Source organism: Frigoribacterium sp. 2355 (assembly GCF_054060695.1).
The window spans coordinates 39064-55769 of the sequence record NZ_JBSSDL010000015.1 but is presented as its reverse complement, the minus strand read 5'-3'; the positions used below and the strand labels follow the sequence as shown (position 1 = coordinate 55769).

14 protein-coding genes are annotated in these 16706 nt (G+C 71.7%); 4 read left to right on the top strand and 10 right to left on the bottom strand.

Annotated features, from left to right (window positions below):
• Positions 1–86: 86 nt before the first annotated feature.
• The 3 genes from ACVJ1F_RS14300 to purF form a co-directional block, all read right to left on the bottom strand.
• Entirely contained in the window at positions 87–1661 is a 1575-nt protein-coding gene (locus ACVJ1F_RS14300; protein ID WP_456887030.1) for a transporter, read from the bottom strand.
• Positions 1643–2443, bottom strand: a complete 801-nt coding sequence (locus ACVJ1F_RS14295) for an ABC transporter ATP-binding protein (protein ID WP_233568550.1) — start codon at positions 2441–2443, stop codon at positions 1643–1645. Before ACVJ1F_RS14295 ends, ACVJ1F_RS14300 begins: the two co-directional genes overlap by 19 nt.
• Before the next feature lie 89 nt (positions 2444–2532).
• A complete protein-coding gene (gene purF, locus ACVJ1F_RS14290) occupies positions 2533–3993 on the bottom strand; it encodes an amidophosphoribosyltransferase (protein ID WP_056049492.1) in 1461 nt (486 codons plus the stop codon).
• 71 nt (positions 3994–4064) lie between these two features.
• Between purF and purM the strand changes: the two genes are divergently transcribed.
• Together purM and ACVJ1F_RS14280 are read left to right on the top strand one after the other, a co-directional pair.
• A complete protein-coding gene (purM, locus tag ACVJ1F_RS14285; protein WP_456887027.1) occupies positions 4065–5189 on the top strand; it encodes a phosphoribosylformylglycinamidine cyclo-ligase in 1125 nt (374 codons plus the stop codon).
• Positions 5190–5299: 110 nt separating this feature from the next.
• A complete protein-coding gene (locus ACVJ1F_RS14280) occupies positions 5300–5521 on the top strand; it encodes a hypothetical protein (RefSeq protein WP_056049486.1) in 222 nt (73 codons plus the stop codon).
• Between the two features lie 121 nt (positions 5522–5642).
• On the opposite strand, the gene ACVJ1F_RS14275 is transcribed toward ACVJ1F_RS14280, so the two are convergent.
• Complete coding sequence (locus tag ACVJ1F_RS14275; protein ID WP_456887025.1) at positions 5643–6029, bottom strand: VOC family protein; 387 nt, start codon at positions 6027–6029, stop codon at positions 5643–5645.
• A 13-nt stretch (positions 6030–6042) separates the two neighbouring features.
• The gene (locus ACVJ1F_RS14270; RefSeq protein ID WP_056227242.1) at positions 6043–6240 is read right to left on the bottom strand and encodes a DUF3073 domain-containing protein; all 198 of its coding nucleotides are present in this window, start codon (positions 6238–6240) and stop codon (positions 6043–6045) included.
• Between the two features lie 140 nt (positions 6241–6380).
• Here ACVJ1F_RS14270 and ACVJ1F_RS14265 point away from each other — a divergent pair, with 140 nt between their 5' ends.
• A complete protein-coding gene (locus ACVJ1F_RS14265) occupies positions 6381–7541 on the top strand; it encodes an NAD(P)-binding domain-containing protein (RefSeq protein WP_456887023.1) in 1161 nt (386 codons plus the stop codon).
• An 85-nt stretch (positions 7542–7626) separates the two neighbouring features.
• Here ACVJ1F_RS14265 and ACVJ1F_RS14260 read toward each other — a convergent pair whose 3' ends face one another.
• The 4 genes from ACVJ1F_RS14260 to ACVJ1F_RS14245 all read right to left on the bottom strand — a co-directional run bounded on the left by ACVJ1F_RS14260 (position 7627) and on the right by ACVJ1F_RS14245 (position 13122).
• Complete coding sequence (locus ACVJ1F_RS14260) at positions 7627–9582, bottom strand: glycogen debranching N-terminal domain-containing protein (protein ID WP_456887021.1); 1956 nt, start codon at positions 9580–9582, stop codon at positions 7627–7629.
• A 64-nt stretch (positions 9583–9646) separates the two neighbouring features.
• Positions 9647–10573 (bottom strand): carbohydrate ABC transporter permease, encoded by a 927-nt coding sequence (locus tag ACVJ1F_RS14255; protein WP_456887019.1) that lies wholly within the window; start codon positions 10571–10573, stop codon positions 9647–9649.
• Positions 10570–11658, bottom strand: a complete 1089-nt coding sequence (locus ACVJ1F_RS14250) for a carbohydrate ABC transporter permease (protein ID WP_043597416.1) — start codon at positions 11656–11658, stop codon at positions 10570–10572. Before ACVJ1F_RS14250 ends, ACVJ1F_RS14255 begins: the two co-directional genes overlap by 4 nt.
• A 210-nt stretch (positions 11659–11868) precedes the next feature.
• Positions 11869–13122 (bottom strand): sugar ABC transporter substrate-binding protein, encoded by a 1254-nt coding sequence (locus tag ACVJ1F_RS14245; protein WP_456887017.1) that lies wholly within the window; start codon positions 13120–13122, stop codon positions 11869–11871.
• Positions 13123–13354: 232 nt separating this feature from the next.
• Between ACVJ1F_RS14245 and ACVJ1F_RS14240 the strand changes: the two genes are divergently transcribed.
• Positions 13355–14353, top strand: a complete 999-nt coding sequence (locus ACVJ1F_RS14240; protein ID WP_456887015.1) for a LacI family DNA-binding transcriptional regulator — start codon at positions 13355–13357, stop codon at positions 14351–14353.
• A gap of 18 nt (positions 14354–14371) precedes the next feature.
• Here the strand turns inward: ACVJ1F_RS14240 and ACVJ1F_RS14235 are convergent, their stop codons facing one another.
• The gene (locus tag ACVJ1F_RS14235; protein ID WP_082460630.1) at positions 14372–16648 is read right to left on the bottom strand and encodes an APC family permease; all 2277 of its coding nucleotides are present in this window, start codon (positions 16646–16648) and stop codon (positions 14372–14374) included.
• Positions 16649–16706: the final 58 nt, after the last annotated feature.

Sequence of the window (16706 nt, the reverse complement as noted above, 5' to 3'; positions counted from 1 at the left end):
GAGCCGCGCCAGCCCCTGCCGAGCCAGGCCTCACCGAGCCGCGCCAGGCCCCGCCAGCCTGCCGCGTGCGCGGCTGACGGCCCGGGTCAGGCTCCGCGAGCCCGCCGCAACCTCGTGAGCAGTTCGGGGCCACGGGCGTCGAGGAGGCGTCCGCCGCGCCGGATGCCGATGATCGTCAGCGCGAGACCGAGGACGACGCCGACGACGAGCGTCGCCAGCCCGAGGATCACCGACCCCTGGACCAGCGCCACGACTCCGAGCACGAGCTCGGGCAGCGACAGCACGAAGACGATCGCCCACGAGGCGTAGAGCCCGAGGGTCGAGGTGACGTTGGCCCCGGGCGGTGACTTGAAGGGGCTCTCGCCCGCCGCCGGCACGGGCATCAGGTACAGCGCCGAGGCCACGCTCGACACGCCGAAGCCGGTGAGCAGCAGCCCCAGGCCGATGCCGAGCAGGGCCGGGGCCACGTCGAATCGGCCCACCACGGCCAGGGGGACGAGCGTGGCGAGCACGACGGAGGGCACGGCGAACAGCGAGAGCGTGAGGACGCGACCTGCGCGGTCGGCCGAACCCGCCAAGCCGGTCGACAGGTGTGCGGCGAAGGCCGTGCCGTCGTACGAGACGTCGGCGGCCAGCGTGATGGCGAGGAGCGCGGCCACGGCCGGGCCGATGGCGTACAGCGGCCAGGTCGTCTCGAGGGAGAACGACAGGAAGATCGCCAGGACCGGCATCAGCGGGACGACGATCAGCGACCCGCCGTACCGCGGGTCGCGCAACCAGTAGACGGCCGTCCGGGCGGCGACCGCACCGGTCGGCGTCGCGGGGAAGCGGGCGAAGGGCCCGAGGCCCTTGGACGCCGCGGTGGCCGTGACGGCGGGGGGAGCCACGAGCGCCGTCGCCAGTCCGCGTCGCCAGAGCAGGAGGAGCACCCCCAGGGTGACCAGGGCGATGAGGGCCTTGAGTGCTGCCTCGCCCGGTCGGCCGAGGGCGACGTCGCCGGGGATCGACCAGGCGGCGCCGAGCGGGCTCCACGACAGGGCGTGGGCGACACGGGGCAGGTCGTCGCCGACGGAACTGAGCCCCTGGCCGACCAGGCCGATCAGCGGCCCGGCCAGGATGAGGGGCACGAAGATCGCGACGCTCATCAACTCGCGGTAGCGACGTTTGGCACCCAGCGCGCTGGTGGCGGTCTCGACCGCGCGGGACGCCGCGACGCAGACGAAGACGCCGAGCACCCCGCAGAACGGCGCGAGGACGGCCGAGAGAGGGTGGTGCAGCCAACTGAAGGTCGTCGCGAGGGCGGCGACGAGCGTGACGATGCCCGGGATGCCCAGCAACCCGGTGACGAACAGGGCGACGAGGAGCCTGTCGGCGGGCAGGGGGAACGGGCGCAGCTTCGAGACGCTGAGGGTCTGGTCGTAGCCCCGGGCGACGAAGGGCACGACGATCCAGCCGACGACGGCGAGGGACCCGCCGAGCACGCCGGCCGTCCAGGCCCAGCGCTCGGGCGCGAACGAGAGTGCGACGAGGCCGACCACGACGGCGGCGAGCACGCCGAGGCCGTAGAGCCCGCCGATGACGGCCGCGACGATCTGCCAGGTGCTGCGCTTGAAGCCGTTCAGCAGCACCCGCCAGCGCAGGCTCAGGAGGTGCGCAACCACGACGGCCCCTCGTTGTGCTGACGGCCGCCGACGAGTTCGACGAAGCGGTCTTCGAGGGTGGAGCCGGCGCGCACGTCGTCGGTCGTGCCGGCCGCGAGCACGCGCCCGGCCGCGATGACGGCGACGTGGTCGCACATGCGCTGGACGAGGTCCATCGAGTGGCTCGACACGATGACGGTGCCGCCGTTCTGCGTGTAACCGTGCAGGATGTCGCGGATGTTGGCGGCCGAGATCGGGTCGACCGACTCGAACGGCTCGTCGAGGACGAGGAGGCGCGGGGCATGGACGAGCGCGCAGGCGAGCGCCACCTTCTTGGTCATGCCCGCGGAGTAGTCGACGACGAGCGTGCCGCCGGCCGAGCGCAGGTCGAGCAGGTCGAGCAGGTCGCCGACCCGCTGGGCCGTCGTCTCGCGGCTCATGCCGTTGAGCAGGCCGTGGTACGTGACGAGCTGCTCGCCGGTGAGGCGGTCGAACAGCGAGATGCCGTCGCTCAGCACGCCCACGAGCGACTTGGCGTGCGTCGGGTCGGACCAGACGTCGACGCCCAGCACGGCGATGCTGCCCGAGTCGGGACGCAGCAGACCGGTCGCCATCGAGAGCGTGGTCGTCTTGCCGGCGCCGTTCGGGCCGACGAGGCCGAAGAACGAGCCCGTCGGCACGGTCAGGTCGATTCCGTCCACGGCGACCTTGTCGCCGAACGCCTTGCGCAGACCGGTGATCTGCAGGGCGGACGCCGGGGGCGTCGCGGTCGGTTCGGGGCGGGGCATGCCGACGTCGCTCATGGCCCCCAGCCTAGGGACGCCTGCCGACACCGCACCTCCCCCGGCGGGTGGAAGCAGGGGCGAGGTGCGGGTGGCGACGGCGGCGCGACTCAGCTGAGCTGGTTGGCCTCGACCCAGGCGAGGTACTCGGGGCTGACGGTGCCGGTGACGTACTCGCCCGTGAAGCAGCTCATCTCGAGCTCGGTGACGTCGCTGCCCTCGGTGATGGCCGCCTGCATGTCGGCGACCTCTTGGTAGATGAGGTGGTCGGCACCCAGTTCGCGGGCGATCTCGGGGATCTTGCGGTCGTGGGCGACCAGCTCGTGCCGCGACGGCATGTTGATGCCGTAGACGTGGGGGAACCGGACCGGGGGAGCGGCCGAGGTGAACGTCACCTTGTTCGCTCCGGCGGCGCGGGCCATCTCGACGATCTCGCGCGAGGTCGTCCCGCGGACGATCGAGTCGTCGACGATCAGGATGTTCTTGCCCTTGAACTCGCTCGACATCGCGTTGAGCTTCTGGCGCACCGACCGCTTGCGCTCGGCCTGCCCCGGCATGATGAAGGTGCGGCCCACGTAACGGTTCTTGTAGAAGCCCTCGCGGTACTCGATGCCGAGCTTCTGGGCGACCTGCATGGCCGCGGGGCGTGACGAGTCGGGGATCGGCATGACCACGTCGATGTCGCCGATCGGCGAGTGCGCGGCGATCGTGTCGGCCAACCGGTTGCCGAGGCGCAGGCGGGCGTCGTAGACCGAGATGCCGTTCATGATCGAGTCGGGGCGGGCCAGGTAGACGTACTCGAACGAGCAGGGGATGAGGCGCGGGCTGGCGTGGCACTGCTTCGACACCATCTGGCCGTCGAGCGAGATGAAGACGGCCTCGCCGGGGGCGACGTCGCGGACGATCTCGTAGCCGCCGGACTCGAGGACGAGCGACTCGGAGGCGGTGATCCACTCTTCACGGACGCCGTCGGCGGCGAGACGGCGGCCCAGGACCAGCGGGCGGATGCCGAAGGGGTCGCGGAAGGCCAGCAGACCGTGGCCCGCGATCATCGCGATCGCCGCGTAGGAGCCCTGCACCCGGTCGTGCACGCGGGAGACCGCGGCGAAGATCTGCTCGGGGTCGAGCTCGCTGCCGTTGACCTGCTCTTGCAGCTCGTGCGCCAGCACGTTGACCAGGAGCTCGGTGTCGCTGTTCGTGTTGAGGTGACGACGGTCGACGTGGAAGAGCTCGCTGGTGAGCTCGCGCGTGTTCGTCAGGTTGCCGTTGTGGATCAGCACGATGCCGTAGGGCGCGTTCACGTAGAACGGCTGCGCCTCTTGCTCGTTGCTGGCCGCGCCCTTGGTGGCGTACCGCACGTGACCGAGGCCCATGTTGCCGAGCAGGGCGCGCATGTCGCGGGTGCGGAAGCCCTCGCGCACCTGACCCTTGGTCTTGTGCACGTGGAAGATGCCGCCCTCGGCGGTCGCGATGCCGGTGCTGTCCTGCCCCCGGTGCTGCAACAGGAGGAGCGAGTCGTAGACGAGTTGATTTGCTGGCTCGTGCGCGACGAGACCGACGATGCCGCACATGCGGATCTGGCTCCAGACCGTAGAGTTGGGGTTACCGCGACAGTCTAGAGCGACACCGAACGGATGAACGAATGGCGACCTCCTCTGCCCACTCGACCAGCGCCTCCTACGCCGCAGCGGGGGTCGACACGGCCGCCGGCGACCGGGCGGTCGAGCTGATGAAGGCGGCCGTCGGCGCCACGCACGGCCCCGGCGTCGTCGGTGGCGTGGGCGGGTTCGCCGGGCTGTTCGACGTGTCGTTCCTCAAGGACTTCGACAAGCCGTTGCTCGCGACGTCGACCGACGGCGTCGGCACGAAGGTCGCCATCGCCCAGGCGCTCGACAAGCACGACACGATCGGGCAGGACCTCGTGGGCATGGTCGTCGACGACATCGTCGTCGTCGGCGCCCGGCCGCTGATCATGACCGACTACATCGCCTGCGGCCGCGTGGTGCCGACCCGCATCGCCTCGATCGTCGAGGGCATCGCCCGCGCCTGCAGCGCGACGGGTACCGCCCTCGTCGGCGGCGAAACGGCGGAGCACCCCGGCCTGCTCGGGCCCGACGACTACGACGTGGCCGGCGCCGCGGTGGGTGCGGTCGAGTCGGGGCGCCAGCTCGGCCCGCACCTCGTCGGCGACGGCGACGTCGTGCTCGCCCTCGCCTCGTCGGGCGTCCACTCGAACGGCTTCTCGCTCGTGCGCCACATCCTGGCCTCACGCGACCTCGGCTACGACGACACCCTGCCCGAGTTCTCGGGCACCGTCGGCGAGGCACTGCTCGAACCGACGCGCCTGTACACCTCGCCCCTGCTGCGCGTGCTCGACGACCCTGCGCTCGACGGCGCGATCCACTCGCTCAGCCACGTCACCGGGGGCGGCATCGCGGCCAACCTCGCCCGCGTGCTCCCCCTCGGGTCGTGGACCGAGGTCGACCGTTCGACCTGGTCGCCGCTGCCCGTCTTCCGGGTGCTGAGCGACCTGGCCGGCTCGACCCTCGAGTCGAGCGAGGGCACCTGGAACCTCGGCATCGGCATGATCGCCGTCGTGGCCGCCGGACAGGCCGACTCGGTCACCGCGGCCCTCGAGGCCGACGGCATCGCGACGTGGCCCGTCGGCACCGTCTCGACCCGGGCGCGTGACCTGTCCGGCTTCGACCAGGGCGCCAAGGGGGTCGACGGAGGCGCGGTGCGGCTCGTCGGGTCCTACGCGGGCTGATCGCCGGCGACGTCGCGTGGCGTTCGTCCGGCGGCGGACGTACGATGAACCCGCGCCCCTGCCGGGCGTCCTGACGACGACGTCAGACCGGACGACGAAGGAGTCGACCCATGAGCACCACCCGCATCCCCCTCTCCACCGTCTCGCGCGCGGCGGTCGCCGCTCCGCGCAGCGCCCGGGTCAGCCGCGTCCCCGCCCAGCCCGCGCCGCTGCGTTCGTCCGCGTCACCCGTCACCGGCGGGCGCAAGGTCGCGGCTCTCACGGCCGGCGGCATGATCCTGCTGTTGGTCGTGGGGCTGTTGCCCGCGGTCGCGACGCTCGTCGGCGGCTGAGCCGCGCCTCCTGACGGCGGCCCCGGCGCCCGTTCGGCCCGTCACCCGGTGAGCTGGTGACACACGATGACGGCCCCTCGAGATCGAGGGGCCGTCGTCGTGTGGTGTGCGTGGTGCGGACTCAGAGGACGCAGAACTCGTTGCCCTCGGGGTCGGCGAGGACGACCCACGACACGTCCGTGTCGTCTTGGCCGACCTGTGCGCGGACGGCCCCGAGCGACTCGAGTCGCGCGACCTCGTCGGCCTGCGTCGCCTCGCGGCTCTGGCCGTCGACCGGCGTCGGACGGAAGTCGAGGTGCAGACGATTCTTGACCGTCTTGGCCTCGGGAACGCTCACGAAGAGGAGCCCCGGCAGCGTGTCGGCCGTCGGACGGATCTCGGGCTCGTCGTCGTCGACCGAGACGAACACCCACCCGAGGGCGTCGGCCCACCAACGGGCGAGCCCGGCCGGGTCGCTCGCATCGACGACGACCTGCTCCCAGGCGAGGGACGAGGACGAAGAGGTCATCAGCCAGCCGGCCTCAGGCGCTCTTGTTCTGGTCGTGCTCGGTGTCGTATTCGTCGTCGAAGTCGTCGGCCCATTTGTCGACGTATTCGTCGCCGGAGTCGTTCTTCGTCGCCAACTCTTTTTCGAGTGCACCGTAGTTGGTGTCAGGGCTGAAGTACTTCAGCTCTCTGGCGACCTTGGTGTGCTTGGCTTTTTGACGGCCGCGCCCCATGCGTGACCCCCTCTGAACTCGGCCCGGAAACGGTGTCGGACGACCCGGGAACTGCCGACAGGATGCTGGTGAAAAACTGGACCGATCTTATCATGTACCCCTAGCCCCGGCTGCCGCCTCGGACGGGCATGATGGTCCGGATGACTGCAGGGGGCGAAGGCGAGCGGACGAGGGTCCTCGTGATCGGTGCGGGCCAGGCCGGGTTGTCGGTCTCGTGGTACCTGCGCCGGCTCGGACTCGAGGTGGGGCGCGATCTCGTCGTCCTCGACCGGGGCCCCGGAACCGGAGGCGCGTGGCAGCACCGCTGGGAGAGCCTGCGGCTGGGTGCCGCGCACCGGGTGCACGACCTGCCGGGCATGGCCGAGCTGGGGCTGGGGTTCGCCGACGCCGACCGGTCGGCCCCGGCGCGTGACGTCGTCGCCGACCGGTACGCCCGGTACGAGGACGCGCTCGGGCTCGACGTGCGGCGCCCGGTCGAGGTGACCGGGGTGACCGGGCTGGGGGACGGATTCTCGGTGCGGTGGGCGGGGCGTGCCTCCTCGGAGGTCGCTCCGGCTGCGTCGACCGGGCCGGAGTCCGGCTCTCTGCGGGCCGAGGTCGTCGTGAACGCGACCGGCACCTGGGGTGCCCCGTTCGTGCCGTGGTACCCCGGGCGCGACACCTTCCGCGGGCGCCAACTGCACACCTCGGACTACCGGGCGGCCTCCGAGCTCGAAGGGCTCGACGTCATCGTGGTCGGCGGCGGCACGAGCGCGATCGGTTTCGTGTTGGAGCTCGACGGCGTCGCGGCCTCGACGACGTGGGTGACGCGGCGGCCGGTCGACTGGCTCGACCAGGGCGAGCTCGACGTCGAGTCGGCCGTCGCGGCGGTCGCGGCGCAGGACCGCGCGGCACGGGCGGGACAGGCGCTGCCGAGCATCGTCAGCGGGACGGGCGTGCCCCGCACCCGGCGTTTCGTGTCGGGCATCGAGCGCGGCGTGCTGGTCGAGCGGCCGATGTTCGCGTCCGTCGAACCCGACGGGGTGCGGTGGGCCGACGGTACCTCCGCCCACGCGGACGCGATCGTCTGGGCGACCGGGTTCCGACCCGAGCTGCGGCACCTGGCGCCGCTCGGACTGCGCTCGGCCGACGGGGGCGTGAGCGTCGAGGGCGGCGCCTCCACCCTCGACCCGCGGCTGTTCTTCGCGGGCTACGGCCCGCAGGCCTCGACGATCGGGGCGAACCGGGCCGGACGGGCGATCGCCCGTCAGGTGGTCGCGCGGTTGTCGGAGAGCGACGCCGAGCGCCGACGGCAGGGGTGACGCAGGCGATGTGCGTGCGCGGGCTCGCCCGCGTTCGGCGGGAGGGTGCGCGCACCATCGGTGGCGGGGCGAGCGGGGCGAGCGGTCATGGGTGGCGGGGCGGGCGCACGGCGTGCGTGGCGGACCAGACGGCGACGGCGGCTGCGGCGGACCAGGCCTGGGGGCGGCACGAGGCGGGGTACGGCACGGGCGACGGCATCTCGCGGGCCGGGTCGCCCGAGTGGAGCTCGGGCATCCGGTAGTCGAAGGTCGGCGCCGCCGCGAGCAGGCCCTCGGCGAGCACCGCGGCCTCGTCGGCGAACCCGGCCCGGGCGAGGCCCTGCACCGCGATGGCCGTGTCGTGGGTCCAGACGCTGCCCCCGTGGTAGCTCAGGGGCCAGTAGCCGGCGCTGTCGGTCGACATCGTGCGGAGGCCGAAACCGCTGGACAGCTCGGGCGAGACGAGGCGGGAAGCGACCAGCGCCTCCTCGTCCGGGTCGAGCAGACCCGTGCCGAGCAGGTGCCCGAGGTTGCTCGTGACCGTGTCGACCGGCCGCTTGGCCGCGTCGAGGGCGATCGCCGGGTAGGCGCCCGCGTCGTCGTCGACCCAGAAGGAGGCGCGGAACCGGTCGCGCAGGCGCCCCGCCCAGTCGCGCCACGCGTCGCCGCCCGCCCGACCGAAGGCGTCGAGCAGGTCGGCCCCGTGCACGGCCGCCTCGTACGCGTAGGCCTGCACCTCGCAGAGCGCGATCGGCCCCTCGGCGAGGGTTCCGTCGCGCCACTGGACGCTGTCCCCGGAGTCCTTCCAGCCCTGGTTCGCCAAGCCGTGACCGGTCTCGTCGACGTACTCGAGCAGCAGGTCGCCGTCGCTGTCGCCCGAGTCGCGCATCCAGGCGAGGGCTGCGTCGAGGTGCGGCAGCAGTGCCTCGACCTCGGTCTGCGGCAGGCCCCAGCACCAGGCGTCGTGCAGCAGGCAGATCCAGAGCGCGGTCGCGTCGACGGTGCCGTAGTAGAGCGGGGGCAGGCTGACGTCCTCACCGGGGATCGTCAACGTCCGTTGACGGAGTTCGTGCATGATCTTGCCCGGCTGCTCGGCCGTCCCCGGCACGTGTCGAGTGCCCTGGAGTCCCGCCAGCACCCGCAGGGTGCCCCCCGCGACCGTGAGGTCGAGGGGCAGGGTGAAGCGGGCGGCCCAGAGCGAGTCGCGGCCGAAGAGCGTGAAGAACCAGGGCGCACCTGCGGCGTAGAACACGTCGTCGGGTGCCGTCGTCGTGGTCAGCCGGAGCGCCGCCAGGTCGTCGCGGGCACGGTCGACCCAGCGGGCGAGCCGGTCGTCACGCGGCGCCGGGTCGAGGTCGGCCCAGTGCGGCGGCGTCCGCACGCCCCGGACGACGGCGTCGGGGGCGGTCGCGACCAGGTCGAGACCGACCGTCACGGAACCCCGGGCGGGGACGACGGCGACCCACTCGACGACGAGGCCGGCGGGGGTGTCCCGCACCGCGCCTCCTCGGGCCTCGAGGTCGACCCGGACTCCTTCTGCCCGCCAGGAGGCGCGGGTGCCGTCGGACGTGAGCGTCGCGTCGCGCACGGGCGCGCCCACGATCCCGGCCTTCACGTGGTCCATGGGGGAGGCGTCGGGTCGGAGGGTCGCGGCCAGGGTGACCGTGAGCTCGCGGTCGAGCCGGGAGGTGACCGCGTGGCGCTCGTGGACGCCCGTGGTCGTGACGTCACGGAGCGAGCTCAGGCGGACGTCGGGGTCGGCTCCGGCGTCGTCGAGGCCACGCAGCAGCGACTCGAAGCGGACCGACGAGGCTCCGAGGGGCACCGTGGCCACGTGCTCGGGGACGAGACCGTCGACGGTGACGCCGTGCCCGGCGACGAGACGCACGTCGCCGAGGTAGACGCCGTGGATCGTCGCCGCGCCCATCGACCCGTCGGCGGCCGACCACGCCTGGACGGGAGCCCTCAGCACGACGGTGTCGGCGGCGAGGAACGGCTGGAGGCCGGGTGTCGGGGTCGACCGGTCGGCGTGGTCGGAATCGAGGGGGAAGGTCTGGGTCATCGGGGGCTCCTGGGGCTCCGGGTGGCGGGCGTGGGGTGCGACGGGGTGGGCGTCGCGGCGTGCATCACTCTTTGACGGCCCCGGCGCTGGCGTTCATGATGCGGCGCTGGAACACGAAGAAGACGATGGCGACCGGGATCGTCATGACCGCGGCGGCCGCGAGCTTGATCGGGTACTGCGACCCCTGGCTCAGTTGCCCCGAGGCGAGGCTCGCGACGCCCTTGGTGAGGGTGGTCAGCTCGGGCGACTGGGTCGACACGATGAAGTGCGAGAGCTCGTTCCACGACCCCTGGAACGACAGGATGATGATCGTCACGAGGGCCGGGCGAGCCATGGGCAGGACGATCGACCAGAAGACCCGGAAGGTGCCGGCGCCGTCGATGCGCGCCTGCTCTTCGACGCTGCGCGGGATCGACTCGAAGAAGTTCTTCATGATGAAGACCCCGGCGGCGTCGGCCAGCAGCGGCACGATCATGCCCGAGTACGAGTCGTACATGCCGAGCTGGTTGATCACCAGGAACTTCGGGATGAGCAGCACGACCGTCGGCACCGCCATCACGCCGATCAGCAGCACGAAGATGACGTTGCGCCCCCGGAACTGCAGCCGCGCCAGGGCGTAGCCGGCGAGCGAGTTGAAGAAGACCCGCCCGAGCGTCACCACGATCGTCACGATCGCCGAGTTCTGGAACCAGGTCGGGAAGTCGCTGTTGAGGAACAGCTGGCGGTAGGCGGCGACCGTCGGCGTGATCGGGATCAACGCCAGCGGGTCGGAGGCCGCCTCGGGGTCGGTCTTGAACGACGTCGCCACGTTGATCAGGAACGGCAGGATGTAGATCGCCGCGATGACGATCAGCACGGCGTAGAGCACCGAGGTGCCGGCGATGCGTCGCGTGCTGCGGGGCTCGCGCCCGGCCGGGTGAGGTGGGGCCGGGGGAGGCGCGACCGGCGAGGAGGGGTTCGTCCGGTCGGCGATCGGTGCGGTCGTGGTCATCGCTCGACTCCTGTCGTGTAGAGCCGGGTGCGTCTCTTCGACACGGCCCGTTCGCGCAGCACGATGCGCTGCAGGATCGTCAAGGCGACGATGATGACGAACAGCACGAAGGCGATGGCCGCGCCGCGACCCCACTCCTGTTCGCCGAACGCCGAGGTGTACGAGAGGTAGGCGGGCGTCAGCGTGGTCTTCTGCGGGCCGCCCTGGGTGCCGGTGTAGATCTGGTCGAAGACCTGCCAGGTGCCGATGAGGCCGAGGGTGAGGACCGTGAAGAGCGTCGGTCGCAGTTGCGGCAGCGTGATGCGCCAGAAGCGCTGCCAGCCGCTCGCGCCGTCCATCATCGCGGCCTCTTGGACGTCGCCACCGAGGTTCTGCAGGGCCGCCAGGAAGAGCAGCATGAACGTGCCACTGGTGGTGAAGACGGCCATCAGGATGAACGCGGACATCGCGACCGACGGCCCGGCCAGCCAGTCCCACCAGCTGACGCCGAGGGCGGTGTGGTCGGCCAGCAGGGCCGGGGGCTGCGTGACGCCGACGACGGCGAGCAGGTTGTGCAGCACGCCGCTGGCGTCGTTGAACCACGCGGGCCCGGTGATGCCGACGAACGAGAGCAGCTTGTTCACCGCGCCGCTCTGCGAGAACAGGAACAGCCACAGGACGGTGATGGCGACCGAGCTGGTCACCGACGGGAAGTAGAACGCGGTGCGGAAGAACCCGCGGCCGCGCAGCACCTGGCGGTTCACCAACACGGCGAGCAGCAGGGCCACAGCGGTCTGGATCGGCACGACGAGGATCACGTACCAGGCGTTGTTGCGCAGGCTCAGGCCGAAGTCGCGCTCGGCCAGGCCGCCGCCGCCGAGCAGGTCTCGGTAGTTCTGCGCCCCGACGAAGCCGACGCCGGCCGCGAAGGGGGAGCCCCGGCCGGTCCAGTCCGAGACGCTGACCCAGAGGGCCATCAGGACGGGCACGGCCAGGAAGAGGCCCAGGACGATCAGCACGGGCGAGACGAACAGCCAGCCCGAGAGGCCCTCGCCGCGCGAGACGGCGCTGCGCCGGCGGGGGGCCTTGGTCGAGATCGCGGTCATGGGGACTGCCTTTCGTGCGCTGTCTCGGGTCGATGGGTCGCGCCTCCTCGGATGATCGCCGACGAGGCGCGGCCCCGGGGGAGGCGGGGAGCGGGACCGGGGAGGGACGGAGGCGCGACCGCCCTGGGGAGGACGCGTCGCGGCCCCGGCCGCCCCCGTCGGGCGGGGAGTGCGAGGCACCGCGCCGGGGGAGGCGCGGTGCCCCGAGGGTTACTGGAGGATCGCCTCGAAGTTCTTCTGCGCGGACTCGAGGATCGTCTTCGGGTCTCCGTCCTTCAGGCCGGAGAGTTGCGAGTTGAAGTCGCTGATCACGGCGGCGGACCCGTCCTGCGTGGGCGTGCCCTGGGCGAACTCGACCGAGTCGAGGAACGCGGCCTGGTCGGGGTTGTCGGACTTCCAGGTGTCGGCGGCCGACTGGATCGAGGGCATGACGCCGAACGCGTCGGCGAAGGCGAGCTGCTGGTCGGTGCTCGTCAGCTGCTCGACGAGGTCGACGGCGGCCTGCTGGTTGGGGCTGTCGGCGGCGATGCCCCAGCAGTTGGTGAACTGCAACGTGCCCTGGCCGCCGGGGCCGGCGGGCAGCTCGGCCACCTGGTACGACACGTCGGGGTAGTCGTTGGTGAGTGCGCCGGTGATCCAGTTGCCCTCGATGGTCATCGCCGCCTTGCCCGTGCCGAAGGCCTCGCCGCCCCAGCCTGCGCCGAGGTCGCTCGAGAACGCGGCGTCGCCGCTGGTCAGCAGGTCTTTCACGTAGGTCAGCGCCTCGACGTTCTCGGACGAGTCGAGCGTCGCCTCGGTGCCGTCGGCGGTGGTCACCGCGCCGCCGGCCTGCGCCATGAACGCGCCCACCCGGGCGTACTCGGGGCTGAAGGCCAGGCCGACGTGGTCGGCCGTCGTGAGCTTCGCGGCGACCGCCTTCAGCGAGTCCCAGTCGGTCGGGACGTCGGCGTCGGACAGGCCGGCCGCGGCCCACATGTCGGTGTTGATGATCAGGCCGAGGGTCGAGAAGTCCTTGGGCGCGCAGTAGAACCGGTCGTCGAGCGTGAAACTGTCGACGAGGGTCGGGAAGAAGTCGCCCTCGTTGGCGAGCTGGTCGCCGTAGGCCAGCAGGCTGCCGTTGCCGGCGAAACCCGCGAGCGTGTCGGTCGAGACGTAGAACACGTCGGCCGGCTCGCCCGAGGCGAAGCCCTGGCTGAGCTGCTGCGGCAGGTCGGAGGCCACGCTGACCTCGGCGCCGGTGCCCGAGTCGTCGGACCAGCTCGCGACGGCGTCGGTGACGGCCTTCGTCTCGGCGTCTCCGCTCGAGCCGATCAGCACGGTCAGCGAGTCGTCGCTGCTGGTGAGGGCGCCGTCGCTCGCGGCGCCCGACCCCTCGCTGAAGCCGGAGCCGCAGGCCGTGAGGGTCAGGGCCGAGATGGTGGTGAGGGCGGCTGCTGCCGCCAGGCGGGTCGTGCGTCGTCGCATGGTGGGCCTCTCGTCGCGTCGTTGCGATGGTGCGGGTGCTGTGGTCGGGGTGTGGTGCCGGGGTGGCGCCTCGGGATGGAGCGGGGGCAGACGTGCGATTTGATCGATCAAATCCGTGTCGTCAGAGTAGGCAGGCCGCCCCGTGGGTGTCAAGACCGGAGAGCCGAGAGGCACCCGGGCGCTGGGGTAACGTGACCCGAGGCCGCCGACCGGCGCCGGGGTGGAGGGCACGATGACTCGGGTTCCGACACCGCGCCTCCCGACCGTCAGCGACGTCGCCTCGGTCGCGGGGGTGTCGCGGCAGACCGTCTCGAACGTGCTGAACGCGCCCGACATCGTCCGACCGGACACGCGGGGCCGGGTCGAGCGGGCGATCGCGGACCTCGGCTACCGGCCGCACGCGTCGGCGCGACGATTGCGCACCCGCAAGAGCTCGACCATCGGCATCCGGCTCGACCCCGTGCAGAACGGCATCTCGGGCGCGGTGCTCGACCGGTTCCTGCACGCGGTCACCGAGCAGGCCGACGCTCGCGACCACCGCATCCTGCTGTACACGGCGGCCGGGCCCGACGACGAGATCGCCCAGTTCCGCCGCCTGCTCGACGGCGCCGACGTCGACGGGTTCGTGCTCACCTCGACGTTCTTCGACGACCCGCGCACCGAATGGCTGATCGACGCCGGCGCCGACTTCGTCACCTTCGGTCGGCCCTGGGGGATCGACGACATGGGCGACCCGCAACACCGCTGGGTCGACGTCGACGGACGCGCCGGCCTCGCCTCGACGACCGACGACCTGCTCGACCGGGGTGCGACGCACGTGGCCTTCCTCGGCTGGCCCGCCGGCTCGGGCGCCGGGGACGACCGGAGGCGCGGGTGGCGCGAGGCGCTCGCGTCACGGGGCACGCTCGATCCGGCCTCGATCGACGCGCTCGACCTGGCCGTCGAGGACTCGGTGCCGCTCGCCTCGGCTGCGGTCCGGTCGGTGCTCGACGCGGGAGTCGCGGTGGACGCCGTGGTGTGCGCGAGCGACACCCTCGCGCTCGGGGCATCGGTCGTGCTGGGATCGTCGGTGCCGGTCGTGGGCTACGACGACACACCGGTCGCCTCGGCGCTCGGCCTGTCGAGCGTCGAGCAACCACTCGTCGACGTCGCAGGAGCCGTGCTCTCGCTGCTGCTCGACGACAGCGAGCCGCGGCACCGGCTGCTGCCGCCCCGCACCGTCTGGCGCTGACGCTCCCGGGCGCCGGCGCTACTTCTTCTTGCGGGGGGAGGTGCCGGTCGAGTTGCGGGCGGCCGAGCGGGCCTTGCGTGCCGCGGCGCCGCCTCCGCGGTTGCCGGCCGCCGAACCCGGTGCGCGCGGGGTCTGCTTCGGGCCGGGCTTGGTGCCGTTCTGCGCGGGCTGGACGTCGAGGCCTCGCTGCACCGCGCCTCCTTCGACCGCCGCCCCGGCGCGGCCGTCCGGGCCCGCGTCGGCGCCCAGGGCCCCGCCGGCGGCGCCCGACCGGCGACCGGCCGGCTCGAGCACGCGGCGCGGCACGGGGCGGGGGCGGATCGGCTCGCCACGGCGGTCCTGGCCGGGGATCGGCCGCGATCGACGCCCGTAGAGCACCTCGGACGAGTCGAGCAGCCACGGCACGAGCGAGATCGTCACGCCGTGCACGAGCATGAGCTTCTGGCGGATGCGGCGGCTCTTGTGGTTGTGCAGCGCGGCCTCCCACCAGTGGCCGACGATGTAGATGGGCGTGTAGACCGTGACGACCTCGCTGCCGTGCTCTTCACGGTGGGCCTTGATGTACTTGATCAGCGGCATGCTGATGTCGCGGTAGGGCGAGGCGACGATGCGCAGGGGCACTTCGATGTCCTGCTCGGCCCACTGACGCTGCAGGAGCGCCGTTGCTTCGTCGTCGATGCCCACGTGGATCGCCTCGAGCGACTCGTGGCGTGCGGCGATGGCGTAGTCGAGGGCCTTCAGCACGGGTTTCTGCATGGTGCCCACCAGCACGATCGCGTGGTCGCCGTGCGAGCCGAACTGCGTCGTGGCGTCGGGCTCGATCTCGACGAGCACGTCCCGGTAGTAGCGGTTCACGCCGAGCATCAGGACGAAGAGGATCGGCATGATGACGAACACCAGCCAGGCGCCGTGCGTGAACTTGGTCACCGTCACGACGATCAGCACCGACGCCGTGAGCAGGGCGCCGAAGGCGTTGATGCCGCGGGCGCGGTACACCGCTCCACGGTCGGCGCATCCCTCGCGCAGCATGCGGGTCCAGTGGACGACCATGCCGGTCTGGCCGAGCGTGAACGAGACGAAGACGCCGATGATGTACAGCTGGATCAGCCCGGTGACGCTGGCCTGGTAGACGAGCAGGATGGCGCAGGCCACCAGCGCCAGCACGATCACGCCGTTCGAGTAGATCAGTCGGTCGCCGCGCGTGTTGAGCGCCTTGGGGGCGTACTGGTCGCGGGCCAGGATCGACCCGAGCAAGGGGAACCCGTTGAAGGCCGTGTTCGCCGCCAGCAACAGCACCGCCGCGGTGCAGGCCTGGATCACGTAGAACGGGATGCCGAACAGCGACCCGCCGAAGACCGCGCTCGCGATCTGCGCGACGAGGCTGCGCTGCGGCGTGGTGGCGCAGTCGACGAACCCCTGGAGGTCGCAGGCGTCCTCGGCGTAGTGCACCTTCGCGATCAAGGCGACGGCGACGAGGCCGGCGAAGAGGACGATGGCGATGCTGCCCATCAGCACGAGGGTCTTCTGGGCGTTCTGCACCTTGGGCCGCCGGAACGCGGGCACGCCGTTGGCGATCGCCTCGACGCCGGTCAGGGCCGAGCAGCCGCTCGAGAAGGCCCGCAGCAACAGCAGGATGAAGGCGGCCTGCGTCAGCTGGTCGGCCTGCACCGTGTACTCGGCGCTCTCGGCGACGGGCGGGTCGCCGAGGGCGGTGCGCACCAGGGCGATGACGATCATGACGAAGACGCTCGACACGAAGAGGTAGGTGGGGATCGCGAAGGCCTTGCTCGACTCGCGCACGCCCCGGAGGTTGACGGCCGCCAGCAGGACGACGAAGAAGATCGCGAGCTCGACGCGCACCGGCGCCAGTTCGGGCACGGCCGAGATGATGTTGTCCACGCCCGAGGCGACCGACACGGCCACCGTCATGACGTAGTCCACGAGCAGCGCCGAGGCGACCACGAGCCCGGCCTTCTCGCCGAGGTTCTTGTGGGCGACCTCGTAGTCGCCGCCGCCCGACGGGTACGCCTTGATCAGCTGACGGTACGACGCCACCACGACCAGCAGCAGGACGACGACCGCGACGGCCACCCACGGCGCGAGGGTCAGGAACCCGAGGCCGCCGATCAGCAGGATCATCAGCAGTTCTTGCGGCGCGTAGGCCACCGAGCTGAGCGGGTCGCTGGCGAAGATCGGCAGTGCGAGGTGCTTCGGGAGCAGCTGCCCCTCGAGCTTCTCCGAGGGGAGGGGTTCACCGATCAGCCAACGCTTCGGCGACCGGGTGTCGTTGGTCACGAGCGGCGACTCTACTCCCGTGCGAGGGCCTGTCAACTTCGCTCGTGGACGGTTTATT